Source organism: Methylobacterium sp. 174MFSha1.1, from assembly GCF_900116815.1.
GTDB lineage: Bacteria > Pseudomonadota > Alphaproteobacteria > Rhizobiales > Beijerinckiaceae > Methylobacterium.
Genome location: NZ_FPCB01000016.1, coordinates 46,373 through 64,147 on the forward strand (window position 1 = coordinate 46,373; position 17,775 = coordinate 64,147).

At 72.6% G+C, this 17,775-nt stretch carries 17 protein-coding genes; 7 read left to right on the forward strand and 10 right to left on the reverse strand.

Annotated features, from left to right (window positions below):
• Both BM430_RS14950 and BM430_RS14955 read left to right on the forward strand, forming a co-directional pair.
• A complete protein-coding gene (locus BM430_RS14950; RefSeq protein ID WP_093568059.1) occupies positions 1-1,167 on the forward strand; it encodes a thiolase domain-containing protein in 1,167 nt (388 codons plus the stop codon).
• A 4-nt stretch (positions 1,168-1,171) separates the two neighbouring features.
• The gene (locus tag BM430_RS14955; RefSeq protein WP_093568060.1) at positions 1,172-1,600 is read left to right on the forward strand and encodes a Zn-ribbon domain-containing OB-fold protein; all 429 of its coding nucleotides are present in this window, start codon (positions 1,172-1,174) and stop codon (positions 1,598-1,600) included.
• 302 nt (positions 1,601-1,902) lie between these two features.
• Here BM430_RS14955 and BM430_RS14960 read toward each other — a convergent pair whose 3' ends face one another.
• Together BM430_RS14960 and BM430_RS14965 are read right to left on the reverse strand one after the other, a co-directional pair.
• Positions 1,903-2,622, reverse strand: a complete 720-nt coding sequence (locus tag BM430_RS14960; protein ID WP_093568164.1) for an aspartate/glutamate racemase family protein — start codon at positions 2,620-2,622, stop codon at positions 1,903-1,905.
• Positions 2,623-2,659: 37 nt separating this feature from the next.
• Entirely contained in the window at positions 2,660-3,436 is a 777-nt protein-coding gene (locus BM430_RS14965; RefSeq protein WP_093568061.1) for a ferredoxin--NADP reductase, read from the reverse strand.
• 305 nt (positions 3,437-3,741) lie between these two features.
• On the opposite strand from BM430_RS14965, the gene BM430_RS14970 reads away from it, so the two are divergent.
• Complete coding sequence (locus tag BM430_RS14970; protein ID WP_093568062.1) at positions 3,742-4,671, forward strand: glycoside hydrolase 5 family protein; 930 nt, start codon at positions 3,742-3,744, stop codon at positions 4,669-4,671.
• A 6-nt stretch (positions 4,672-4,677) separates the two neighbouring features.
• Positions 4,678-5,541: a PIG-L deacetylase family protein gene (locus BM430_RS14975; RefSeq protein ID WP_093568063.1), complete on the forward strand. Its 864-nt coding sequence runs from the start codon at positions 4,678-4,680 to the stop codon at positions 5,539-5,541.
• A gap of 4 nt (positions 5,542-5,545) precedes the next feature.
• On the opposite strand, the gene BM430_RS34720 is transcribed toward BM430_RS14975, so the two are convergent.
• From BM430_RS34720 to BM430_RS14995, 5 genes are all read right to left on the reverse strand, one after another.
• Positions 5,546-5,707, reverse strand: coding sequence for a hypothetical protein (locus tag BM430_RS34720; protein WP_177303051.1), 162 nt, complete (start codon positions 5,705-5,707; stop codon positions 5,546-5,548).
• A 515-nt stretch (positions 5,708-6,222) separates the two neighbouring features.
• Positions 6,223-6,630 (reverse strand): type II toxin-antitoxin system HicB family antitoxin, encoded by a 408-nt coding sequence (locus BM430_RS14980; RefSeq protein ID WP_177303053.1) that lies wholly within the window; start codon positions 6,628-6,630, stop codon positions 6,223-6,225.
• A gap of 412 nt (positions 6,631-7,042) precedes the next feature.
• Positions 7,043-8,992: a methyl-accepting chemotaxis protein gene (locus tag BM430_RS14985; protein ID WP_093568165.1), complete on the reverse strand. Its 1,950-nt coding sequence runs from the start codon at positions 8,990-8,992 to the stop codon at positions 7,043-7,045.
• 321 nt (positions 8,993-9,313) lie between these two features.
• Positions 9,314-10,225, reverse strand: a complete 912-nt coding sequence (locus tag BM430_RS14990) for a polysaccharide deacetylase family protein (RefSeq protein ID WP_093568065.1) — start codon at positions 10,223-10,225, stop codon at positions 9,314-9,316.
• Positions 10,226-10,241: 16 nt separating this feature from the next.
• On the reverse strand, positions 10,242-10,643 hold the full coding sequence (locus BM430_RS14995) for a hypothetical protein (RefSeq protein WP_093568066.1): 402 nt from the start codon (positions 10,641-10,643) through the stop codon (positions 10,242-10,244).
• 299 nt (positions 10,644-10,942) lie between these two features.
• Here BM430_RS14995 and BM430_RS15000 point away from each other — a divergent pair, with 299 nt between their 5' ends.
• From BM430_RS15000 to BM430_RS15010, 3 genes are all read left to right on the forward strand, one after another.
• Positions 10,943-11,554 carry a histidine phosphatase family protein gene (locus tag BM430_RS15000; RefSeq protein ID WP_093568067.1) on the forward strand — a complete coding sequence of 204 codons (612 nt, stop codon included), beginning with the start codon at positions 10,943-10,945 and terminating at the stop codon, positions 11,552-11,554.
• Positions 11,551-12,318, forward strand: a complete 768-nt coding sequence (locus tag BM430_RS15005; RefSeq protein ID WP_093568068.1) for a TIGR04290 family methyltransferase — start codon at positions 11,551-11,553, stop codon at positions 12,316-12,318. Before BM430_RS15000 ends, BM430_RS15005 begins: the two co-directional genes overlap by 4 nt.
• Before the next feature lie 105 nt (positions 12,319-12,423).
• The gene (locus BM430_RS15010; protein ID WP_093568069.1) at positions 12,424-14,526 is read left to right on the forward strand and encodes an FUSC family protein; all 2,103 of its coding nucleotides are present in this window, start codon (positions 12,424-12,426) and stop codon (positions 14,524-14,526) included.
• An 18-nt stretch (positions 14,527-14,544) separates the two neighbouring features.
• Here BM430_RS15010 and BM430_RS15015 read toward each other — a convergent pair whose 3' ends face one another.
• From BM430_RS15015 to BM430_RS15025, 3 genes are all read right to left on the reverse strand, one after another.
• On the reverse strand, positions 14,545-15,882 hold the full coding sequence (locus BM430_RS15015; protein ID WP_093568070.1) for a globin-coupled sensor protein: 1,338 nt from the start codon (positions 15,880-15,882) through the stop codon (positions 14,545-14,547).
• A 79-nt stretch (positions 15,883-15,961) separates the two neighbouring features.
• Positions 15,962-16,906 carry a LysR family transcriptional regulator gene (locus BM430_RS15020; protein WP_093568071.1) on the reverse strand — a complete coding sequence of 315 codons (945 nt, stop codon included), beginning with the start codon at positions 16,904-16,906 and terminating at the stop codon, positions 15,962-15,964.
• A 99-nt stretch (positions 16,907-17,005) separates the two neighbouring features.
• The gene (locus BM430_RS15025; RefSeq protein WP_093568072.1) at positions 17,006-17,584 is read right to left on the reverse strand and encodes a cytochrome b; all 579 of its coding nucleotides are present in this window, start codon (positions 17,582-17,584) and stop codon (positions 17,006-17,008) included.
• Between the last annotated feature and the right edge of the window lie 191 nt (positions 17,585-17,775).

The window sequence follows — 17,775 nt, forward strand, 5'->3', positions numbered from 1 at the left end:
ATGACGATCAACGGACGCGCCCACATCGCCGGGGCCTACGAGCACCCGACGCGCAAGGCCCCGGACAAGTCCGTGGCCCAGCTCCATGCCGAATCCGCCGCCGGCGCGCTGGCGGATGCCGGCCTCACCAAGGACGACGTCGACGGCTATTTCTGCGCCGGCGATGCGCCGGGCCTCGGGCCGCTGGCGATGGCCGACTACATGAACCTCAAGCTCCGCCACCTCGACAGCACCGATCTGGGCGGCGCCTCCTACATCGCCCACGTCGCCCACGCGGCGCAGGCCATCGCGATGGGGAAGTGCAACGTCGCGCTGATCACCCTCGCCGGCCGTCCGCGAAGCGCCGGGCATTCCGGCACCGCCGCCCGGCCCGTCATCGCCGACGCGCCGGACAGCCCGTGGGAGACCCCGTTCGGCCCGACCACGGTCAACCTCTACGCTTTGTGCGCGCGCCGGCACATGCATGAGTTCGGCACGACGTCCGAGCAGCTCGCCTGGATCAAAGTCGCGGCCTCGCACCACGCGCAGCACAATTCCCACGCCATGCTGCGCGACGTGGTGAGCGTCGCGGATGTCTTGGCCTCACCGATGGTCGCCGATCCGCTGCACCGGCTCGATTGCTGCGTCGTCAGCGACGGCGGCGGGGCGCTGGTGGTGGTGCGGCCGGAGATCGCCCGGCGCCTGAAGCGCCCGCTGGTGCGGGTGATGGGGGCGGGCGAGGCCCATAAGGGCCAGCTCGGCGGCGAGGTCGACCTGACCTATTCGGCGGCGCGCCACTCGGGCCCCGCGGCCTTCGCGGAGGCCGGGGTGACGCCGGCCGACATCAAGTACGCCTCGATCTACGACAGTTTCACCATCACGGTGCTGATGCAGCTCGAGGATCTGGGCTTCTGCGCGAAGGGGGAGGGGGGCCGTTTCGTCGCCGACGGCAACCTGATCTCCGGGACCGGCAAGCTGCCGTTCAACACCGATGGCGGCGGCCTGTGCAACAACCACCCGGCGAACCGGGGCGGCATCACCAAGGTGATCGAGGCGGTGCGCCAATTGCGCGGCGAGGCCCATCCGGCCGTGCAGGTGAAGAACTGCGACCTCGCCGTCGCAACTGGGATCGGCGGCCTGCTCGGCAGCCGCCACGGCGCCGCGACCCTGGTGCTGGGTAGGGAGTGAGACGATGACCCTGATCCCCTTGCGCGACGGCGACTGGCCCGATCCGCCCGCCAGCCCCGAAGCCGCGCCCTTCGTGGCGGCGGCGAAGGAAGGCCGGTTCCTGCTGCGCCGCTGCACGGCCTGCGGCAAGGCGCATTGGTATCCGCGCACGCTCTGCCCGTTCTGCCTCGGCGAGACCGCCTGGGAGGAGGCCTCGGGCGAGGGCACGATCTACAGCTACACGGTCCTCGCCCGCGAGGACCCGCCGCGCGCGATCGCCTACGTCACCCTGGCGGAGGGGCCGACGCTGCTGACGAGCCTCGTCGAGTGCCAGGCGGACGGGCTCGCGATCGGGCAGCCGGTGCGGCTGGTCTTCGCGGCGTCGAAGAACGGGACGCCGGTGCCATGCTTCCGGCCGGTGGGGGATTTGTCTGAGGCGCCGTCGGAAGCGTGAGGGCAGGGCGAACGGTGGTTCGGTCTTCCGGCCGGTGCAGACCAGGGCCGTCCGGGGAAAGAAATGGCGCGGGCTTTTCCCCTCCCCCCTCTGCGGGGGAGGGTGGCCTGCGGAGCAGGCCGGGAGAGGGGACGCCGCTTCGGAGAGGACTGAGCCGTTTTGAAGCGCGCGGGCTGAATCAGCGTCGCGCTGCCCCTCTCCCGCCCCGCATCCGCGGGGCACCCTCCCCCGCAGAGAGGGGAGGGAAGAAGCCCGCGCTTCAATCTTTTCAGACATCTCTGCGCGGCGAGGACCCGCACCCCTCAAACCCCGCGCAGCAACCCCGCCAGCTCCTCCGACAGCCCCACGCTTTCGGTCCGCGGCAGCGTCGCGCGCGCGCCGGCGAGGCCCGCCGCGGCCATCACCGCCTGCGCCCCGGCCTCGACCGAGCAGATCACCGGCACGTCCACTTGCGGCTGCACCCGCTCGGCGAGGCCCGCCAAGGCCGCGCCGCCGAGCACCACCACGTCGGCGCCGTCGATCTCGGCGGAGGAGCGGCAGGCCTCGGCCAGGCGGCCGAGGGCGGCGTCGGGGTCGCGGGCGATCTCGCCGCCGGTCGGGGCCACGGTGCGGATGCCGGCGAGGCGCTCGGTGAGGCCGAGCATCGCCACGAACTCGGTCAGCATCGGCTTCCACAGCACGCCGCCGGTGACGATGCCGATGCGCCGGCCCCGGGTGCAGGCGAGGTGCAGCGCGCCCTCCGCCATGCCGACGACCGGCACCGGCGAGACCTCCTTGAGGGCGAGCAAGCCCGGATCGCCGAAGCAGGCGAGGTAGACCGCGTCGCACCCCGTCACATGCGCCGCCAGCGCGTCGAGGGCGGCGTGGCCGGCGATGGCCGCCGCGGCGCGGCTGGAAATATAGCGGGCGCCGAACCGGCCGGTGGCCGGCACGATCTCGGCCGGGATCAGGCGCCGCACATGCGCGGCCGCCTGCGCGGTGACGGCCTCGGTGGTGTTGGGGTTGATGAGCAGGATGCGCATGCGGTCGGTCTCCCGGCGCATCCCGCCTATCACGCCGCTACTTCTCGACGAAGGCCTTCTCGATCACGTAGTGGCCGGCCTCGCCGTGGTTGCCCTCGACGTAGTCGGCGCCCGCCAGCAGGTCGCGGGTGTCGCGGATCATGTCGGGGCTGCCGCAGAGCATGAAGCGGTCGGCCTCCCGCGTCATCATCGGCAGGCCGATATCGGCGAAGAGCTTGCCGGACGTCATCAGGTCGGTGATGCGGCCGCGGTTGCGGAACGGCTCGCGGGTCACGGTCGGGTAGTAGATCAGCTGGTCGCGGACCATGTCGCCGATCAGCTCGTGGTTCGGCAGCGTCTCGGTGATCGTCTCGCCGTAGGCGAGCTCCTGGACGTGGCGGCAGCCATGAACCAGGATCACCTTCTCGAAGCGCTCGTAGGTTTCCGGGTCCTTGATGATCGCCAGGAACGGCGCGAGGCCGGTGCCGGTGCCGAGCAGGTAGAGGTGCCGGCCGGGCATCAGGTTGTCGAGCACCAGGGTGCCGGTGGCCTTGCGGCTGACCACGATCGGGTCGCCGACCTTCAGGTGCTGCAGCTTCGAGGTGAGCGGGCCGTTGGCCACCTTGATGGAGAAGAACTCCAGCTCGTCCTCGTAATTGGCGCTGACCACGCTGTAGGCCCGCAGGAGGGGCTTCGCGCCCTCGCCCTTGAGGCCGATCATGGTGAACTCGCCGTTGCGGAAACGGAACGACGGGTCGCGGGTGGTGCGGAAGCTGAAGAGCGAATCCGTCCAGTGATGGACGGACAGGACGCGCTCCTCGTTGAAGTTGCTCATCGTGCCAGGAATCCTGAAGGCGTTCGACGGGTCGGCGGTTCTCGATTTGGGAGAGGTCATCTCGCAGGTGCGGCATCGCCGTCAAGGCGTCGCCGCACAAGCGAGGTCTGCGTGGCCGTCACGCCGCAGGGACAACCGGCTGTTCTTCGGAATGCTTCCAGCGTGTTCGCGCCAGGCAAGACCTCCGGGATGCATGCACGCCGTCCCGGTCGCGGGCGCCCGGCGGCAGACGGCTTGCACCGCGACCGGCCTGCCGCCATGACGGGCGCCTATACTCCCCACCCCCTCTTTGCGGCGAGGCCGGCATGATCGAAGCGGCGATGATCTGGAACGAGCCCAACAACAAGTCGCACTGGGATCCCGAGATCGATCCGGGCTGGTCGCTCTTTTCCGAGACGCTGGCTTGCGCGGCGCGGGCGGTGAAGGCGGAGGCGGCGCACCTGCCGACGGTGCTGGGCGGCATCTCGCCGATCGACCCGACCTTCATCCGGATGCTCGACGAGCGGCGTGCCCTCGACCACGTCGACGTGGTGGCGGTGCACGGCTTTCCCCTCGACTGGAACCTCTGGCAGATCGACGAGTGGCCGAAGAAGATCGCCGAGATCCGCGCGGTGACGGACAAGCCGATCTGGGTCACCGAGGTCGGCGTCTCGACCTTCGGGGCCGAGGAGGTCCAGGTCTTCGGGCTCGACCGCACCGCCGCATTGCTCGTCGGCCGGGCGCCGCGGATCCACTGGTACAGCCTCTACGACCTGCCGCAGGCCTGGGGCGCCACCACCCGGCACCGGGAGGCGGAGGGCTCCTCCTACTACCGCCACTTCTATATGGGGCTGTTGCGCGAGGACGGCACGCCGAAGCCGGCGCTCGAGCATTTCGCCCGCCACACCCCGGCGCTGGGCCTCTGCCAGTGGTTCCACTACCAGGATCACCGCCTCGACGAGGCGGTGGCCTGGATGCGGCGGCTCGGGGTGACCTACTTGCGCACCGGCCTGTCCTGGGCCGATTCGTTCCGGCCGGATGCCCTCGACTGGTTCGACCGGCAGATGGAGGCCCTCGCGGAGTTCGACGTGACCGTGACCTTCTGCTTCACCCCCGAGCACCGGGGCATCGCCCCCCACCACACCAGCCCGCCCCAGGTGAAGGAGGAATTCGCCGAGTTCTGCGCCGCGATGGTCCGGCGCTATGCCGGGATGATCCGGCCCGGGCCGGCCCTTGGGCCGCAGCCGGCGATCTGACCCGCGATGACGGCCCTCGCCCCGACCTCGCCGGCCGCTCAAAGCTTCCTGGCGGCCCTCGCCGATCCGGCCTGCGGGCCGGTTCCGGCGGATCACGTCGCGCTCGTCGTCGCCCACCCGGACGACGAGAGCATCGGCTGCGGCGCCCAGCTGCCGCGCCTCTCCGGCCTCACGGTGATCCACGCCACCGACGGCGCGCCCCGCGACGGGCGGGACGCCGCGCGCCGCGGCTTTCCCGATCCCGCTGCCTACGCGGCCGCCCGCGCCCGGGAACTCGACGCGGCCCTGACCCTCGCGCGGATTCCGCCGGCGCGGCGCATCGCGCTGGGCTACCCCGACGGGGGCGTGGCGGAGGCGATCGCGCCGCTCGCCCGGCAGCTGGCCGATCTCTTCGCGGCGCGCGGCATCACCGTGGCGCTGACGCACGCCCATGAGGGCGGCCACCCGGACCACGACGCCGTGGCCCTCGGTCTCAGGGGCGCCCGCCGGCTCGTCGGGCCGGAGCGCCTCGCGGTGATCGAGATGCCGTTCTACCATGCCGGCCCGGACGGGTTCGACGCCGGCAGCTTCCTGGTCACCGACTTCTTGGCCACCGACTTCTTGGCCACCGACCCGCCGCGCCGGGCGATCGCGCTCCATCTCGATCCGGAGGATTGCGCCTTCAAGGCCGCGCTCTTCGCCGCCCATGCCAGCCAGGCCGCGACCCTGAACCAGATCCCGATCGCGCTGGAACGTTTTCGCGAGGCGCCGGAGGGCGGGTTCGGGGTGCTGCCGAATGGCGGGCGGCTGCTCTACGGAGCCTCGGGCGCCGGCCCGACCGGGGAGCGGTTCCGGGCGCTGGCCGAGGCGGCCGAGCGGGAGATCGGCTAAACGGTCAGTGCCCGCTGCCCGCCGGCATCGCGCGGTAGAACGCGACGACGTCGCGATAATCCTGATCGACCGGCGCGACCGGCACGGCAAGCCGCAAACCCAGGCCCGCGAGGCCGGTGAGGATGGCGAGGACGAGGCAGGCGCGCAGCGACATGGAAGGGGACATGGCGGGGGGGTGCCAGAAACGCCGTCCGGCGTAAAGCGGCCTCCTCGCAGCGACCCGTCCGCGCAGCCACCGCGAAAACAGGTACGGCCGGGCCGATCCACGGCCTTGAGCGGAGCGAGGGGGCGGAGCTCAACTCAAGGTCGCGGCCGGCCCGGCCGCATGTCCAGCAACCTACCGGAGGGGTGATGAATGTCAACATTCGTCACTCGCCAGCAGCGCCCCGATGGTGCCCGGTGTGCGCCAGCGCACAAAGTCGTTTCGTATTCAAATCTTTCCAATTTCTTGCTCTTGAATGTCGGCGGCGCTCACCGGGCTGGTCCATGGAGCCGGTCGGCGGCGGAAATATCGGACTCTTCGCTGTGACGTTGCGGCGGATACGGCCGAGGTTCGACGCCATTGCTGCCGAGGCTCGCGGGTCGGCGGGTCTCGACACCTGCCGACCCCCGCATCAGGTCTCGCAGACGGAACGTCCCGGCGACGGGCCGTCCGCCGTCGATCTGTCGCGAGAGAAATAATCAAGCCCCGATCGTTGCCGCGAGCGCGTCCTCGATCAGGCCCGAGCGGGTCAGGCCCCGTGCCTGGGCGGCCTCGTCGGCCTGACGCAGCAAGCCCTTGTCGATCGTGATGTTGACTCGCACCCGCTCACCCGTCAGGGCGCGCGGGGTGATGAGCTGGAGCGTCGCTCCCTGCCGCTCCTCGGCCCAGTCCGGATCGGCCAGGATGGTCTCGTAGCTGCGCGCGACCGGGAGAGCCTCGCCGTCCGCCCGCATGGACCCGAGATGGAGCGAGAGAGCTTCCCGGCCCGCCTCGACAGCTGACGCGAAGGTCTCTCCGCAACTGGCACAGCCCGGTACGTCCGGGAAGACGACCGCATATTCCCCGCTGCTGTCGGGCGGCTGGATGATGGCGATGTATCCCTGCATCTGGCGCGTCTCCCGATGCGGCGCGGGTCCCGAGTGTCCGCAAGGATGGATGTTTGGAGCCGGCCGCTTGAGAGCCTGTCTGATTGCCCCAACGGTATCAACGCTCTCCATCGTCATCCCGGGGCTCGCCGAAGGCGAGAACCCGGGATCCATAGCCGTTGACGTTGGAGAAAAAGTCAGTTCGGTTACCTCTTCATCCTGCACTGTCAGCGGTTATGGATCCCGGGTTCCGCTGCGCGGCCCCGGGATGACACGGAGGGTTGCAGTTCGGTCCGCCAACCCGAGAGGATCGATCGGAGATCATCGTCCGATGCGGGATGCCGTGCCCGGAGGCGGACGCAAAAACGGCCCCGCCGCGTCGCCGCGGCGGGGCCGGTGATCAAGGATCGGTGCTCGCCGACCGCTGCCAGCGTCAGGCCGCCTGGATGTCGCGCAGGAAGCCGTCGACCTCCTGCTTCACGGTGAGGGACTGCGTGGCGAGGTCGGCGGCGGCCATCAGCACCTGGGAGGCGGCGCTGCCGGTCTCGCCGGCGGAGCCGAGGACGTCGGTCATCGCGGCGGTCACGTCCTGGGTGCTGCGCGCCGCCTGCGAGGCGTTGCGCGAGATCTCGGCGGTGGCGGCGGTCTGCTCCGTCACCGTCGCGGCGATCATGCCGCTGATCTCGTTGATCGTCGCGATGGTCTGGCCGATCTGCCCGATGGCGCCCGCCGCCTGGCCGGTGGCCGCCTGGATCGCGTTGATCTGCCCGCCGATCTCCACGGTCGCCCGGGAGGTCTGGGCGGCGAGCTCCTTCACCTCGGCGGCGACCACCGCGAAGCCGCGGCCGGCGGCTCCGGCGCGGGCCGCCTCGATCGTGGCGTTCAGCGCCAGGAGGTTGGTCTGGTCGGCGATGGCGGTGATCGTCGCGACGGCGGCGCCGATCTGCGTGGCGGCGGCGCTCAGGCTCGTCATCGCGGCATCGGTCGCCGCGGCCTCGCGGGTGGCGTTGCCCGCGACCTCGTTCGAGCGCAGCACCTGCCGCTCGATCTCCTGGAGCGAACTCACCATCTCCTCGGCGGCGGCCGCGACCATCTGGACGTTGGCCGAGGTCTGCTCGGCGGTTGCGCTGGAGGCCTGCGCCTGGGCGCTGGTGGCGTCGGCGACGCCCGTCATGGTGCGGGCCGTGACGTCGAGTTCGGTCGCGGCCGAGGTGACGATCTCGAGCGAGCCCGCCACCCGGTGCTGGAAGCCCCGCACCAGCTGGTCGACCCGGTCGGCGCGGCGCTGGCGGGCGGATTGCTCGTCGCGCTGCTGCGCCTCCAGCTGCTCGCGGGCGATGGCGTTCTGGCGGAAGATCTCGACGGCTTCGGCCATCTCCCCCATCTCGTCGCGGGAATCGCGGGAGGGCACGGCGAGGTCGGTCTCTCCTTGCGCCAGCCGCTTCATCGCGGCGGTCATCCCGCCGATCGGCCCGACGATGCTGCGGGCGATCAGGATCGCGAGGCCGGCGCCGAGGGACAGGGCGACGGCGATCAGGACGAGCTGAATCGTCCGCGTCCGGGCCGTCATCGCCTGGGTCTCGGCGGCGATCTCGCGGACCGCGGCCTCGACCTTGGCCCGCACCGTCCGGGTGGCCTGGTCGATCGCCGTCACCCGCGGCTTGATGCCGGCGTCGTAGGCCTGCCGGCTCTCGCCCGCGGCGGCGGTATAGGCCTGGAAGGCGGTGACGTAGGCGGCCAGCGCCTGCTCGGTCGCCCGGATCGCCGGCGCGAAGGCGCCGGCGGCGTCGCCGCCGCGCAGGGTCTTGAGGGCGGCCTCGGCCTTGGCCGCATTGGTCGCGAAGGTCGCCGGGCCGTTCGGGTCCTGCGTCGCCAGGAAGCGCCAGTTGGCGACCCGGACCAGCAGCACGGCGCTCTCGGTCGCGGCGGCCTGGAGCACCTGCGCCTCGCTCGCGCGGGCGCGCATCTCGGCCACCATCGCGGTGCTCGCGCGGGTCAGCTCGTCGCCGCCCTTGAACAGCTTGTCCTTGGCCTCGGCCATGCTGCGCCCCGCCGCCTCCAGGCGCTGCAGGTCGGGCTTCAGGTCGCGGGCCCGGTCGCGGATCTCGCCGTAGAGCCGGCGGCGGTCCTCGGCGATCGCCCGGCTGGCCATGAGGTCGCCGGCCTCCTCGATCGAGCGGCGCTCCCCGTCGATGCCCGCGATCAGCTCCGGCCGCGGCGAGAGCCGGTACTGCTCGGCCAGGCCCGACATCGTGCTCGTCGACCCGGTCACGGCGAGGGCGGAGCGCGACAGGTCGTCGAGCAGCGCCCGGCGCTCGTACTGCTCGGTGAGGCCGGCCTGCTGGTAGATCGAGAAGCCGCCCAAGGAGGCGGCGATGATCATCAAGGACGCGAACCCGACGTAGAGGCGGGATCGGACGGTCAGCCTGCGCAACATACCATTACCCGAATGCAATTATATTCGTGTGGTGTATGTAAATATTACTAATTGCTGGTTAAGACATGACCTGGCGTTTAACGCTACGACGGATGGCGTGGATACCGCAATTTCAGGTTGTGAGCACGTTCCCGACTTCGATCACGCTGCCGTGGTCAGGGGAAGCCGGCGCCACCCCGCCTCAATGACTCCGCTCCGCCCCATGGCGGTCCGGTCGCACGGTGCGAGCGGCGATGCGGGCGACGCGCGACCGAAGGCGGCCGCGCCTCACCCCGGCACGATCCCCTCCGGCAGCCCGGCGGCGTGCTCCGCGATGTCTCCGGCGCGGGTGATCCACACCCCGTCGCGGTGTTGCGCGATATGCGCCAGCGCCCGGCGCAGCGGCCGCAGCCGGTGCGGCTGGCCGACGAGGTAGGGATGGAGCGCGATGCCCATCACCAGCGGCGCGGCCGACGCCGCGGCGCGCATCTCCTCGAAGGTGTCGACGATCATCTCGGCGAATTGCGCGCCCGAATCCTTGCGCCCGACGATGGAGGGGATGTCGTTCAGCTCCTGCGGATAGGGCACCGAGAGGATGCGCCCGCCGCCACGGGTGGAGAACCAGGTCGGCTGGTCGTCGTGGCACCAGTCGAGGAGGTAGCGGTAGCCGGCCTCCGCCAGCAGGTCCGGGGTCGTGCGGCTCTGCGAGATCCAGGGGCCGAGCCAGCCCGCCGGGGGCCGGCCCTCCTCCCGGGTCAGGGTCGCGGTGGCCTCGGCGATCAGGGCCCGCTCCTCGTCCTCGGCCAAGGTGCCCTGGCGCTCGGCGTTGCTGCGGCCGTGCCCCACCACCTCGTCGCCGCGGGCGCGAAAAACGTCCATCAGGCCGGGGCACTCGGCATAGATGCGGCTGTTGACCAGCACCGAGGCCGGCAGGGACAGGCCGTCGAACAATTCGGCGAGGCGAAAGACCCCGACGCGGTTGCCCCAGTCGCGCCAGGCGTAGTTCAGCACGTCCGGCTGCGGCCCGCCCGGGGCCAGCTCGGCCCCGAGCCCGCCGCCGAAATCGAAGCACTCGACGTTGAGGGCGACGTAGACCGCCAGCCGCCTGCCCTCCGGCCAGTCGTAGGCGGGGCGCCGCGGCAGGGGGCTGTAGGCGTAGCGCCCGTGCGGCTGCACCGGCGGGCGGGCCTCGTCGCTCATCCGTGTCTCCGTGGTCTCAAGGCTGTTTCGCGGGCGGCTCCGCCGGGGCGGCGGGCAGGAGGATGCCCGGGGCGACCGTGCCCTCGGGACCGTACTCGCCGGCCACCGCCCGGCAGGCGGCGTCCCGATTCTGCATCATCTGGTTCGACATCAGGGTGAAGATCGTCTGCACCTTGGCGCCGAACGGGCCGCGGGGCGGGCGCACGTCCTCGATCGACACCTGGTAGCGCGCGAGCAGCGCCTCGAACGGCGCGGTGCCGATGCGGTAGCCGCAGACATTGGCCGCCGCGAACACGTAGGCCGCCGTCTCCAGCGCCCGGGGCGGCGCTGCGTTGCGGATGCCCTGCGCGCCGGCCGCGCCGCCGACGAGCGCGCCCGTCAGGGCGAGGAGCAGGGTCGGGCGCAGGGTCGGGCGCATGGCGGGGATCCTCCGGACGGGGCCGCACGGTCTGGGGCCGGGCTTCGGCACGGGTGCGAAGCTAGCGCGGCCGGCCGCCTGCGCCAGGGTGAGGGGGATCGGACCATCGCCTGCGCGTCGCCCTTTCCGGGCCCGGTACGGGCCCGGAAAGGGCGTGGAGGGATCGGGAATCGGGCGATGGCTTTCGCACCAGCCGCGGCCGGTTCCTTCAAAAAACTACCCACCAGTATCTATCCCACCCATGGCCGCCCCCGCCCCCCGGCCTATCTGCCGTCCGACGCGACGATGGCCGGAGGCGCATGACCACGACCTTCTTCCTGGTGCGGCACGCCGCCCACGACAGGCTCGGCCGCGTCCTGTGCGGGCGGATGCCTGGGGTGACCCTCGGGCGCGAGGGGAGGGCGCAGGCCGAGGCGCTGGCCCTGCGGCTCTCGGCCGAGGGGCTGGCGGCGGTCTACGCCTCGCCGCTGGAGCGGGCGCAGGAGACCGCCCTCCCGCTCGCGGCCCGGGCCGGGCTCGCGGTCGAGACCCTGCCGGCCCTGAACGAGATCGATTTCGGCGCCTGGGCCGGGCGGAGCTTCGAGCATCTGCACGGCGATCCCGTCTGGACCGGCTGGAACCAGGCCCGCCACGTCACCCGGCCGCCGGGGGGCGAGACGGCGTTGGAGGCGCAGGCCCGGGTGCTGCGGGGGCTGGAGGCCTTGCACGCCCGCCACGGCGAGGCCCGCCTCGCCCTCGTCAGCCACGCCGACGTGATCAAGCTCGTGATCGCCCACGCCCTCGGGCTCGGGGCGGACGCGATGCAACGCTTCGAGATCGGCCCGGCCTCGGTGAGCGTGCTGGTGCTGGGCGCCTGGGGCGCCAAGGTCGAGAGCCTGAACGAGCGGGCCTTCCTGGGGAGCCACGCATGACCGACGAGACCTTGCGCGCCCAGTCTCTGCGCGAACAGGCCGAGGCCCTGGGGCCGTGGTTCCACAACATCGAGATCGCGCCCGGCGTGTTCACCGCGCCCGGCCACTTCCTCGGCGACTACCCGATGGTGAAGTGGCGCACCTTCGCCGACGCGGTGCCCCGCGACCTCACGGGCAAGACGGTGCTCGACATCGGCTGCAATGCCGGCTTCTACGCCGTCGAGATGAAGCGCCGCGGCGCGGCCCGGGTGCTCGGGATCGACGAGGACGAGCGCTACCTCGCCCAAGCCCGCTTCGTCGCCGAGGCGCTGGGCGCCGAGATCGAGTTCCGCAACCTCTCGGTCTACGACGTCGGGGCGCTCGGCGAGCGCTTCGACGTGGTGCTGTTCATGGGGGTGCTCTACCACCTGCGCCACCCGCTGCTCGCCCTCGACCTGATCCACGCCCACGTCGCCGGCGACCTGATGGTGTTCCAGTCGATGCAGCGGGGCGCGGGCACGGTCGCGCCGGTGGCGGCGGATTACGATTTCTTCGACGCCGCCCCCTTCGACGATCCGGGTTACCCGAAGCTGCACTTCATCGAGCACCGTTACGCCGGCGACCCGACCAACTGGTGGGCGCCCAACCGCGCCTGCACCGAGGCGATGCTGCGGGCCTCCGGCTTCCGGATCGAGGCGCATCCGGAAGAAGAGGTCTATCTCTGCCGCCGGGTCGCGATGCCGGATGAGGGCCGGCCGGTCTATCCGATGCGCCCGGAGACCTGAGCGGTACACGGGGCGGCCCCGCATCCTATAACGGCTTCGGGGCACGCGGCTTGCCACGCTCGCGGAGCCCTCGAGGATCCGCGCGCCCGTGACCCTGCCCCCCCGATGAAGCCTCTCCCGATCCGCCGCGGCACCCTGCGCGAGCCGGGCTCCGACCTCGGCCGGTTGCCGGTGGCGCCGGATCTCGCCGGCATCAACGTCGCCGAGGGCCTGCGGGCGGCGGTCGCCTTCGCGAGCATCATCCTCATCGAATGGTGGCTGGCCTGGCCGCCACTCCTCACGATGGCGCTCGCCGCCAACCTGACCTGCTTCTGCGACATCGGCGGGCCGATCCGGCCGCGGCTGCGGGCGCTCCTCGCCTTCGCGGGGCTCGGCGGCCTGTTCTGGGGCGCCTTCGGTGTGATGGAGGGCTACGGCCCGGCGCTGGTGCTGCCGGTGGCGCTCGTCGTCATCTTCGGCTGCACCTTCGCGCGGGTCTGGGGCGTGCCGGCCCAGACCGTCGGCAACGTGCTGGTGGTGGTGCTCTGCCTCGCCCTCGACCGGGCGCTCACGGTGGAGCAGGGGGCGGTCGTCGCCGCGATGTTCTGGGCCGGCGGGCTCTGGGCCACCTTCCTCGCCCTCGTCGTATGGCGGCTCCACCCCTACCGGCCCGCCCACGCGGCGATCGGGGGCGTCTGGCGCGGCCTGTCGCGGCTCGCCCGCGACCTGCGCCGGCTCTCCGCCGATCCGCCGGGACCGGACACGAACGGATCCGACCTTGCAGTCTGGGAGGCCCATGCCCGCGGCCACCGCCGGGCGGTACGCGACGCCATCGAGGCCGCCCGCACCCTGGTGCTCGACCTCGCCCGCAGCCGCGCCCGCCTGTCGGAGCGCAACGCCCGGGCGCTGATCCGGCTGGAGGCCGCCGAGCAGCTGTTCGGCGTGATGATCGCCCTGTCGGATTATCTCGAGCGCGCCACCCCGGCGCAGCGGGCGGAGGCCGCCAAGCTCCTGCGCCTGCTGCCACCGATGCTGAAGATCCTGTCCCGGGCGATCCGCCGCGACCGGCCGGTGAATCTGGCGCGCATCGAGCGGGCGCTCGCCCGGGTGAAACCGGCCGCCGACGCCGACCCGGCCTATCGCCGGATGGCCGAGCGCATCCTCGACCGGGTGCGGATCGGCGCCAAGCTGTCGGGGCCGGAGGACCTCGCCGGCGGCGGGGGGCTGGCCGGCGCGCCGGCCCCGCCCTGGCGCGAGACGGTGTTGCAGCCGCTGCGCGCCAACCTGACCTGGTCCTCGGCGAACCTCCGCCACGCCGTGCGGGCGACCGTGGTGGCGCTGCCGGCGCTGGCCGTCACCTTCTGGTGGCCGGGCCCGTTCACCCACTGGCTCACCATCACGGTGGTGCTGACGATGCAGCCCTTCTACGCCGCCACCTGGCAGCGGGCGCTGGAGCGCATCGGCGGCACGGTTCTGGGCGGGGTGATCGGGGCGGTGCTCGCCTTCTACGCGACCTCGCCGCAGATCCTCGCCGCCATGATGGTGCCCCTCAGCGTGATCGGCTTCGCCGCCCGGGGCGTGAGCTACGGCACCTTCATCGCCTGCCTGACGCCCCTCGTGGTGGTGCTGGTGGAGCTCGTCGAGCCCGGCCACTCCTCCTGGGAGATCGTCGGGATGCGGGCGCTGTTCACGGTGCTGGGCGGCGCGGTGGCGGTGCTGGCGGGCCTGCTGCTGTGGCCGCTCTGGGAGCCGGGCCGGGTGCGCGACGCGCTGCGCGCCGCGCTGACGACCCACGCCCGCTACGCCGAGGCGGTGGTGGCGGAGCGCTTGGGCGAAGGCACGCCCGCCGCCGCCGAGGCCGCGGCCCGGGCGGCGGGCCTCGCCAGCAACAACCTCGAGGCGGCGCTCTCCCGCGCGCTGCAGGAGCCGCGCCGGCGCGGCCGCTCCCGCATCGAGGCCGCGATGGTCGCCGACGCCACCCTGCGCCGCATGGCCGGGCGCCTGGCGATCCTGCGCCACGAGCCCGAGCCGGCGGAGGCGGACGCCGCTTCCTGGCGGGCCTGGCGCGACTGGCTGGCGGGCGCGCTCGCCCGCACCGCGAGCGGCGAGCGGCTGCCGCCGAAGCCGGACGGGTCGGATGCGGCGGCGTTCGGGCGCATCGCGGCCCAGGTCGAGCTCCTGGCCGGGACCTTGAAGCGGGCGGGGATCGGCGGCCCAACGCCGCCCTGACCTCTCCCAAAGGTGGCGCTACGCCGCCCTGACTTCCCCCAGGAACGCCCCCACCGCCGCGCTCATCGCCGCCGCCTGCCGGCCGAGATCCTGGGTGGAGCCGGTGACGCGGGAGGCGGCCTCGGCGGTGCCGCCGGCATCCTCGCGCACCCGGTCGATCAGGCGGGCGACCTCGTCGGTGCCGGCGCTGACGTCGCGGGTGCTGCGGGCGATCTCCGCGGTGGCGGCGCTCTGCTCCTCGACCGCGGCGGAGATCATCGCGCTGCTCTCGCTCACCCGCCCGATCGTCTCGCGGATGCGGGCGATCGCCTCGACCGAGCCGCCCGCCGCCGCCCGCATGGCGTCGATCTGGCCGGCGATCGTCCCGGTCGCCCGGGCGGTCTGCTGCGCCAGGGCCTTCACCTCGGCGGCGACCACCGCGAAGCCCCGTCCCGCCGCCCCGGCGCGGGAAGCCTCGATCGTGGCGTTGAGCGCGAGCAGGTTGGTCTGGCTGGCGATGCCGGTGATCAGCGTCACCACCTCGCCGACCTGCGCCACCGCCCCGGCGAGCGCCGTCACCCGCGCCGCCACCGCGTCGGATTGCGCCACCGCGTCCTCCGCCACCGCGTGGGAGCGGCCGACCTCGCCGGCGATCTCGGCGATGGCGGCCCGCAGCTGCTCGGCGGAGCGCGCCACCTGCTCGGTCCCGGCCGAGGCCTCGGTCACCGCCGCCGCGACGGCGGTCGCCGCCTCGGTCGAGCGCGCGGCGTTGCGCGACAGGGCGCCGACAGTGCCGTCGAGGGCGAGCGCCTGGTCGGCGACCGCGCCGATCGCCGCCCCGACGCGCTCCTCGAAGGCCTGGGCGAGAGCCGCGGTGGTGCGGCGGCGGCTCGCCTGTTCGGCGGCCGCGTAGGTCTCGAGCAGCATTTCGAGGTCGAGCCACGCCGCCCGGGTGAGGGCGCCGTGGAGCGCCGCGGCATCCTTCCGACCGATGAGCCGGCGCGGGCCGGCGAGGCCGAGCGCCTCGGCGAGCCCCGCCGACACCGTGGCGTGGCAGATCGCGACCGCGTAGGCCGGCACCCGCCGGGCGTAGAAGACCGAGGCCAAGCGCTCGGCGGAGGCCGTGAAGTCCGGCCCGAAATCGCCGCTCACCACCCGCACCCAGTGCGCCACCCGGGCCGCGTGCACCTCCGGGTCGCGCAGGGCCTCCTGGATCTCCGGCCAGTCGCCGAAGCGGGCGTTCCACTCGGCGAGCAGCCCCGGCAGGCGCTCGCGCGCGAAGCCGGCCAGACCCCGCAGACGGGCCCGGTCGTCCTCCGTGAGGCCGAAGGTGGCGAAGCGCCGGCTCTGCGCGGCGGTGACGACCGTCTGATCCATGGCTCAGTTGCACCTGCTCGGATACACAACTGATGCGAGTAGTTCGATAATTTTCGGTTATCGCCGATCGATTGGGCCGCTAATCGTTACCTATGAGATGGTCCGGGCCGCCCGCCAGGCTGCGGACGCAGGCGGCGATCTCCCGGCGCAGCCAGGCATGGCCCGGATGGCGCTCGACCCGCCGGGCCCAGACCAGGCTAGACGTGGTGACCGGCAGGTCCGGATCCGCCGGCAGGGCCGCGCAGGCGACCGGGTGCACCGTCGCGAGGGTGCGGGCGATCCGCCCGGCCATCACCGCCACCAGGTCGGAGCGGGCGAGGATCGGCGCCGCCGACAGGAACGGCGCCGCCATCGCGATGCGGCGCGGCCCCAAGCCCCGGCGCGACAGGATCGCGTCGAGGAAGCCGACATCGTCGCCGGTGGAGGAGACGACGAGGTGCGCGAGATCCGAGAGACGCTCGTAGGTGAGGGGCGAGGCGAAGGCCGGGTGCCCGCGCCGGGCGACCACCGCGAACCCGTCCCGGATCAGCGTGGTGGTGCCGAAGCGCTCGCCCTCGGCCCGGCCGGCGCCGACGATGCCGAGATCGACGTCGCCGCGATCGAGCAGGTCGTCGACCCGCACCGTGCCGCTCGGGCTCATGTGCAGGCTCAGGGACGGCGCCCTCTGGCCGATCCACTCGGCGATCGGCGCGGCGAGCACCACCGCGGCGGTGTTGTTGAGCACCAGGCGGAAGCGCGCGCCGGACGTGGCCGGGTCGAACCGGTCCTGGTGCAGGGCGCCCTCGATCTCGGCCAGGGCCCGGCGCACCGGCTCGGCGAGGTCGAGGGCGCGGGGCGTCGGGCTCATGCCCTCCGGCCCGCGCACGAACAACTCGTCGCCGAGCGCCCGGCGCAGGCGCTGGAGCGCGTGGCTCACCGCCGACTGGCTCAGGCCCAGCCGCTCGCCGGCGCGCGTCACGTGGCGCTCGCGCATGATCGCGTCGAACACGATGAGCAGCTTGAAGTCGAACGCGTCCCAGTTCACGGGCGCGGGTTGTAGCCGAGGGATCCGCGGGGCGCCACGGGCGGCCCCCCTCTGCGCAGGACAGCCCTACCTCCGCGGGGAGAGGTGGAATCCCGCGCGTCAATGTATCGGATCAAGCGGAAGCCCCACCCCCCGCCGCGGCCACATCCGCCCCATCACCTCGTCGCGACGGATCCAGGCGTGCCAGGCGACCGCCAGCAGGTGCAGGGCGAGCACGATCCCGAGACCCCAGCCGATCCAGTAATGCGCGCCGTAGCCCGCCTGCGACAGCGCCTTGTCGACCGGGACGAGGCGCGGGAAGGAGAACACGCCGAACCACGGCAGGCCGTAGCCGCCCGCCGCCGAGTAGACGTAGCCGCTGATCGGCAGCAGCAGCATCAGGGCGTAGAGGGTGAGGTGCGCCAGGCTCGCGGCGAGATGGGCGCCGCGGGTCGGCGGCGCACGGTAGGCCGGCTCGCCGGCGACGAGCCGGTAGACGAAGCGCAGCGGCAGGAGCAGCAGCACCGTCAGGCCGAGCGACTTGTGGATGTCGAGGAGCTCGCGCCGCGGCGAGGTGCCGGGCTCCTGCCAGGCGGCGTAGATGCCGAGGCCGAGCGCCAGGACGATCAGGGCCGCCATGATCCAGTGGAAGCCGCGCTGGACGCGGTCGTAGGTGTAGGTTCGCCTCAGGCGGGGCATCGGGCGCGCATCCGTGACGCGGGGGAGTCCCCTCAAGCTTTCGCGGCGGAATGGGACGCGAGCGCGGCAGGTTCGTTTCCCAACGGTCGCCGAGATACGATCGCGGGCCCGCGGTTGCGCGAGCGCCCGCCTCGGGACATATCAAGAACACATGCGGCTGCCGGCGCGCGGCCCCCTTCCCCGGAGAACCG